We start from the raw sequence: 6200 nt of genomic DNA on the forward strand, positions 1-6200 counted from the left end.
CCGAACTCGTCGGCCAGCTTCTGTTCACCCGCCGAGCCCTTGCCACGATCGACAAGCCCCCGCCCATCAACCCCAGCCGCCGCCAATCCTGCAAACTCCCCGGCCAGATCGAGTTCTGCTATGGCTGAGTTTCCCCGGACAGCCCTGCGTAAGAACGGGGCGAGGGAGTAGACCGCCGCCGGAGCGGCGCTCGCAGCTCAGATCGTCTGATTGTACGCGCCGACTTCGGGATGCGTGCGCAGCACGCTGTTCACCATCTCGAACATGTCGTGCATGCGCTGCTCGGAGACCGGGCTCTCGACCACGACGACGAGCTCGGGCTTGTTGGAGGACGCACGCACCAGGCCCCAGCTGCCGTCCTCGACCGTGACGCGCACGCCGTTGACGGTGACGAGATCGCGGATCGACTGGCCGCCGATCTTGGCGCCCTTCGCGTGCAGGCCTTCGAAATGCTTCACCACCTGGTCGATGACACCGTATTTGGTCTCGTCGGCGCAATGCGGCGACATGGTCGGCGACGACCAGGTCTTTGGCAACGCGTCCTTCAAATCGGCCATCGACTTGCCGGGCGCGCGGTCGAGCATGTCGCAGATCGCGATCGCCGACACCAGCCCGTCGTCATAGCCGCGCCCATACGGCTTGTTGAAGAAGAAATGGCCGGACTTCTCGAAGCCCGCCAGCGCGCCTGTCTCGTGGGTACGGCGCTTCATGTAGGAATGGCCGGTCTTCCAATAGGTGACCTTCGCGCCCTGCTTCTGCAGCACGGGATCGGTGACGAACAGGCCGGTCGACTTCACGTCGACGATGAAATGCGCGTCCTTGTGGATCGCCGACATGTCGCGGGCGAGCATCACGCCGACCTTGTCGGCAAAGATTTCCTCGCCGGTGTTGTCGACGACGCCGCAGCGATCGCCGTCACCGTCGAAGCCGAGGCCGACATCGGCCTTGTGCTGCAGCACCGCGTCGCGGATCGCGTGCAGCATCTCCATGTCTTCGGGGTTCGGATTGTATTTCGGGAAGGTGTGATCGAGCTCGGTGTCGAGCGGGATCACCTCGCAGCCGATCGCCTCCAGCACCTGCGGCGCGAACGCGCCCGCGGTGCCGTTGCCGCAGGCCGCGACCACCTTGAGCTTACGCTTCAGCTTCGGACGATTGGTGAGATCGGCGATGTAGCGCGCCGGGTAGTTCTCGTGGAACTGGTAGGAGCCGCCGGCCTTGTTCTTGAAATCGGCATTGAGCACGATCTCCTTCAGCCGCGTCATCTCGTCCGGGCCGAAGGTCAGCGGGCGATTGGCGCCCATCTTCACGCCGGTCCAGCCATTGTCGTTATGCGAGGCGGTGACCATGGCGCAGCAGGGCACGTCGAGATCAAACTGCGCGAAATAGGCCATGGGCGTCACCGCAAGCCCGATGTCGTGCACCTTGCAGCCCGCCGCCATCAGGCCGGAGATCAGCGCATATTTGATCGAGGCCGAGTAGCCGCGGAAATCATGGCCGGTGACGATCTCCTGCTTGACGCCGAGCTCGGCGATCAGCGCGCCCAGCCCCATGCCGAGCGCCTGGATCCCCATCAGGTTGATTTCCTTCTGGAACAGCCACCGCGCGTCGTATTCGCGAAAGCCCGTGGCCTTCACCATCGGCTCGGATTCGAAGGCGTAAGTGTTGGGCAACAAGACGGATTTCGGCTTGGGAAACATTGAGACGGTCTCGTGAAAAGAGGCAGGAAATCGATGCAGCCTTAGCGAATGCCGGGCCGCAGCGGAAGGCGGGAATGGCAGCTTATGGATGATAATTGCGGCAGTTTGGTAACGGGAAATGGTGCACTGGGGGAGACCTCCTGGCCAGATCGTCTAGTCCCCTGGGCGCGCCACCTCATCTTCGATGACCGCCCTGAGAGGTGGCAGGGCCTGCTGAACGGTCTCCCACACGAGATGGGCCGCTACGTCCTCATAGTTGTGCCGATAGACATTGCCCGCCGCCGCCATCTGCCGCCATGCAATAGTTGGGTGCCTCGCCTTCAGTTCGTCTGGCAGGCGACGAGATGCTTCTGAAATAACTTCCAGGCACCGCGTCACTGCGTAGACCGTCCGCAGGTCCGCCGCAAATGTCTGGCGATCGAGACTCCCGGCAAACTCAGCCGCCAAGTCGATGTGATGCAAGATATCCCGCAGGGTCCCGTCGATGCGATCAGAAGGCATAGACAGCGTCGGCCGTCGCGGCGGGAGCGACGTATGACTTCAGGCCTTCGCGGTTGACGACGTCAACCGGCCCTTCAAAAAGATTGGCAATATATTCCTTCAACTCGACGTAGTCGTAGATTGTGATCCGCGCCTCGGGATCGATTTCGACCATGATATCGACATCGCTGCCGGAGTGATTTTCACCCCTCGCGACCGAACCGAACAACGCGGCATGCAAGACGCCCCGCTCGCGCAGCGCAGGCTCGGACCGTCGCAGGATGGCAAGCGCGTCGGGACTGTTCATGGACGGAATATAGCACCCCGTCCGCCCTTAAGGGAGGCCCCACTGGGCCAATTAGAGCGGACCTACTGCTCCAGCACCATCTGGCCGTTGGCGTACTCAAAACGCTTCAGGCGGGACAGGAACGAGAGGCCGAGCAGGTTCTCGGACAGCGCCTCGTCCGGCAGCACCATCGCGTCGACGTCGCGCACGACGAGGCCGCCGACCTCCAGCATGGCGATGCGGGTGCGCGCGGCCTTGATGGTGCCGTTGGCGGTGGACACGGTGGCGTTGTAATCGCCGCGCGATGGACGGAGGCCGAAGCGGGCGGCCGAGGTCTCGTTCAGCGCCACCACGGAGGCGCCGGTGTCGATCATGAAGCCGATGCGCTGGCCGTCGATCCGCCCCTCGGTCTGGAAATGACCGCGGCCGTCGCGGGGGATGTTGACGCTCCGGCCGCCGGCCGGCGCGGTGGACGCGACCGCAACCGTCGTGCGCGGCACTGACGTGGCCGAGGCAGAGCTCATCTTGTCCGCCATCTGCGCCATGAAGGTGCCGAGGCCGATCATGACTGCCGCGATGATCACAATGTTACGCATCACACCACATCCGAGCCGGAAAGCCCGATTTCACCACGCGACACGCCGATCCGCGAGCGACGCTGCGGCCGGGCCGGTGTCATTTTGACGAAAAGGATGAGCGAACGGTTAATGTGGCTTCACGTCCCGCGCGGCTTGACCCGCCGGGTCGGCAGCGCGCTCGCCGGATCTTCCGGCCAGGGATGGCGCGGATAGCGGCCGCGCAGGTCGGAGCGGACGGCCGCGTAGCTGCCGCGCCAAAAGCCGGGGAGATCGCGGGTCACCTGCACCGGGCGCTGCGCTGGCGACAGCAGCTCCAGCACCAGCGGTACCTTGCCGGCGGCAATCGACGGATGGGTGTTGAGGCCGAACAATTCCTGGAGCCGCACCGCAATGGTCGGCCCCTGCTCGGCCTCGTAGTCAATCGCGAGCACGGTTCCGGTCGGCGCCTCGAAATGCGTCGGCGCTTCGCGGTCGAGCCGCGCGCGCATCTCCCAGGGCAGCAGCGCCATCAGCGCATCGGAGAGATCGCCGGGCGAGATATCCCTGAGCGCGATCTTGTCGTAGAGCGCGGGCACTAGCCAATCGTCGCGCCGCGCGATCAATCCGTCGTCGGTGAGATCAGGCCAGCTGTCGCCTTCGGCCTTGCGCAGGAACATCACGCGGTCGCGCCACTGCTTGGCGGCCTTCGACCAGGGCAGCCGGTCGAGGCCGGCTGCTATCAACCCGTCGGCGAAGATGCGTGCAGTATCCTCCGAGGGCGACACGGCCAGTGTCGCCTCGGAGAGCGTGATGGCGTGCAGGGCGCGCTTGCGCCGCGCGCGCAACGCCATGGCGCCGCGGTCGAACGAGATCTCGTCGATCGCCTCGATATGCTCGGCGAAGTGACGCTCGATCTCGTCCTGCGTGATTTGCGCGGCGAGCAGGATGCGGCCGCTTGCCGCCGTGCCGGTCATCTCGCCGATGGCGATGTAGGGCGCGCGGGCGAGTGACGACGTCTGCTCCACCGCCGCGCCGCGGCCGTTGGCGAGCACGAAGCTGCCGTTGCCGCGGTTGCGCGCGACGCGGTCAGGGAAGGCGTAAGCGAGCATCAGGCCGGTCGAGAGATCATCCTGCTCCCCTGCCTTCTCCGACGCCGCCACCTGCGACGCCCAGCGCCGCGCCAGATCGCGGGCGCTCGCGGCCCGCGGCGAACGGTCGCGGCGGAACAGGTCGCGACGGTGATCGAGATCGGCGCTGTCGCCACCGAGCCCGCGTTCGGTGAGGATGGCCGCGATCTCGGCGGCGGCTTCGCCCTCGCCGGCGCGATGCGAATCCACGATCATGCGCGCCAGCCGCGGCGGCAGCGCCAGTGCACGCAGGCTTTTGCCTTCCGCGGTGATACGGCCGTCGCCATCAAGTGCGTTGAGCTCGGACAGCAGGCTTTTGGCTTCTTTCCAGGCCGGCGCGGGCGGCGGGTCGAGGAATGACAGCGCGGAGGGATCAGCCACGCCCCATTGCGCGAGATCGAGCACCAGCGAGGACAGATCAGCGCTCAAGATTTCCGGCTGGGTGTAGGGCGCGAGCGAGGCCGTCTGCGGCTCGTCCCAGAGCCGGTAGCAGACACCAGGCTCAGTGCGGCCGGCGCGTCCGCGGCGCTGGTCCACCGCCGCACGCGCGGCACGCACGGTCTCGAGCCGCGTCAGGCCGATATCGGGCTCGTAGCGCGGCACGCGGGCGAGACCGGAATCGACCACGATGCGCACGCCTTCGATGGTCAGCGAGGTCTCCGCGATCGAGGTTGCCAGCACCACCTTGCGCATGCCTTTGGGGGCGGGCGAGATGGCGCGATCCTGCACGGCGGCATCGAGCGCGCCGAACAGCGGCACGATCTCGATGCTGGCATCCTGCACGCGCTCGGCGAGAAAATTCTGGGTGCGGCGGATCTCGGCGGCGCCCGGCAGGAATGCCAGTACCGAGCCGCTGTCGGCACGCAGCGCGGACGCAATCGCATCCGCCATCTGCCGCTCAATCGGCGCATCCGCCTTGCGGCCGAGATAGCGCGTCTCGACCGGAAAGGCGCGGCCTTCGCTTTCGACGACGGGCGCGTCGCCCAGCAGTTTTCCGACGCGCGCGCCGTCGAGCGTCGCCGACATCACGAGAATGCGGAGATCTTCGCGCAGGCCGAGTTGCGCGTCACGCGCGAGCGCCAGACCCATGTCGGCATCGAGCGAGCGCTCGTGGAATTCGTCGAACAGGATGGCGGCAATGCCTGACAGTTCGGGATCGTCGAGGATCTGGCGGGTGAAGATGCCCTCGGTCACCACTTCGATGCGTGTCGCGCGCGAGATTTTCGAGCCGAAACGGACGCGGTAGCCGACGGTCTCGCCGGCGCGCTCGCCGAGCGACTTGGCCATGCGGTCGGCGCTGGCGCGCGCCGCAATGCGCCGCGGCTCGAGCACGATGATCTTTTTGCCTTTGGTCCAGGGCGCATCGAGCAGCGCCAGCGGCACCCGCGTGGTCTTGCCGGCGCCCGGGGGGGCTACCAGCACGGCCGCGTTATGCGCCTCCAGCGTGCGCGAGAGGTCGTCGAGCACGGCATCGATCGGGAGGGGCGTGTCGAAATTGCGGGGCAAAAGTCTCGGTCCTGTCATCACCCGCCTTGTGCGCAAGTGCGCACTGGGGCGGGCGGTCCAGCAAACTCAGATCCCGATCATCACGAAGATCGGGATTACTGGATACCCCGCCTTCGCGGGGTATGACAATCGTATGTAACTATCAGCCCTGCGCCGACGGGCGGCCGATGCTCTCATAGGTGAAGCCGGCAGCACGCATGTCTTCGGGGCTGTAGATGTTGCGGAGGTCGACGACGACGGGCTGGGCCATGGTCGCCTTCAGCCGGTCGAGGTCGAGACCGCGGAACTGGACCCATTCGGTGACGACGACCAGCGCATCGGCTCCTTGCGCGCAGGAATAGGCATCCTCGCAATAAATGATGTTCGGCAGCTCACTCTTGGCCTGCTCCATGCCGACGGGATCGTAGGCCTTGACCTTCGCGCCCATGTCGATGAGGCCGGTGACCAGCGGAATCGACGGCGCATCGCGCATGTCGTCGGTGTCAGGCTTGAAGGTGAGCCCGAGCACGGCGACGGTCTTGCCGCGCAAGCTACCGCCGAGCGCCTG

6 protein-coding genes are annotated in these 6200 nt (G+C 65.9%); all 6 read right to left on the reverse strand.

Annotation, left to right across the window (positions count from 1 at the left end; genetic code table 11):
• Nucleotides 1-197 precede the first annotated feature (197 nt).
• Complete coding sequence (locus tag BMW89_RS36965) at nt 198-1697, reverse strand: phosphomannomutase/phosphoglucomutase (protein ID WP_092035256.1); 1500 nt, start codon at nt 1695-1697, stop codon at nt 198-200.
• A 153-nt stretch (nt 1698-1850) separates the two neighbouring features.
• Nucleotides 1851-2198 carry a HepT-like ribonuclease domain-containing protein gene (locus tag BMW89_RS36970; protein WP_092035257.1) on the reverse strand — a complete coding sequence of 116 codons (348 nt, stop codon included), beginning with the start codon at nt 2196-2198 and terminating at the stop codon, nt 1851-1853.
• Nucleotides 2188-2484 carry a nucleotidyltransferase family protein gene (locus BMW89_RS36975; protein WP_092035258.1) on the reverse strand — a complete coding sequence of 99 codons (297 nt, stop codon included), beginning with the start codon at nt 2482-2484 and terminating at the stop codon, nt 2188-2190. Before BMW89_RS36975 ends, BMW89_RS36970 begins: the two co-directional genes overlap by 11 nt.
• Nucleotides 2485-2546: 62 nt before the next feature.
• The gene (locus tag BMW89_RS36980; RefSeq protein WP_177196592.1) at nt 2547-3059 is read right to left on the reverse strand and encodes a TIGR02281 family clan AA aspartic protease; all 513 of its coding nucleotides are present in this window, start codon (nt 3057-3059) and stop codon (nt 2547-2549) included.
• 119 nt (nt 3060-3178) lie between these two features.
• The gene (hrpB, locus tag BMW89_RS36985; protein ID WP_177196593.1) at nt 3179-5653 is read right to left on the reverse strand and encodes an ATP-dependent helicase HrpB; all 2475 of its coding nucleotides are present in this window, start codon (nt 5651-5653) and stop codon (nt 3179-3181) included.
• Nucleotides 5654-5795: 142 nt separating this feature from the next.
• Nucleotides 5796-6200: UDP binding domain-containing protein (locus BMW89_RS36990; RefSeq protein WP_283805346.1), on the reverse strand; the 405-nt coding region annotated here is incomplete at its 5' end.

Origin of the sequence: Bradyrhizobium sp. OK095 (assembly GCF_900109945.1) — a bacterium.
GTDB lineage: Bacteria > Pseudomonadota > Alphaproteobacteria > Rhizobiales > Xanthobacteraceae > Bradyrhizobium.

Excerpts from the sequence above, each read along its gene's own strand:
- BMW89_RS36965 (WP_092035256.1), bottom strand. The coding sequence starts at position 1,697 with ATGTTTCCCAAGCCGAAATCCGTCTTGTTGCCCAACACTTACGCCTTC.
- BMW89_RS36970 (WP_092035257.1), bottom strand. The coding sequence starts at position 2,198 with ATGCCTTCTGATCGCATCGACGGGACCCTGCGGGATATCTTGCATCAC.
- BMW89_RS36975 (WP_092035258.1), bottom strand. The coding sequence starts at position 2,484 with ATGAACAGTCCCGACGCGCTTGCCATCCTGCGACGGTCCGAGCCTGCG.
- BMW89_RS36980 (WP_177196592.1), bottom strand. The coding sequence starts at position 3,059 with ATGCGTAACATTGTGATCATCGCGGCAGTCATGATCGGCCTCGGCACC.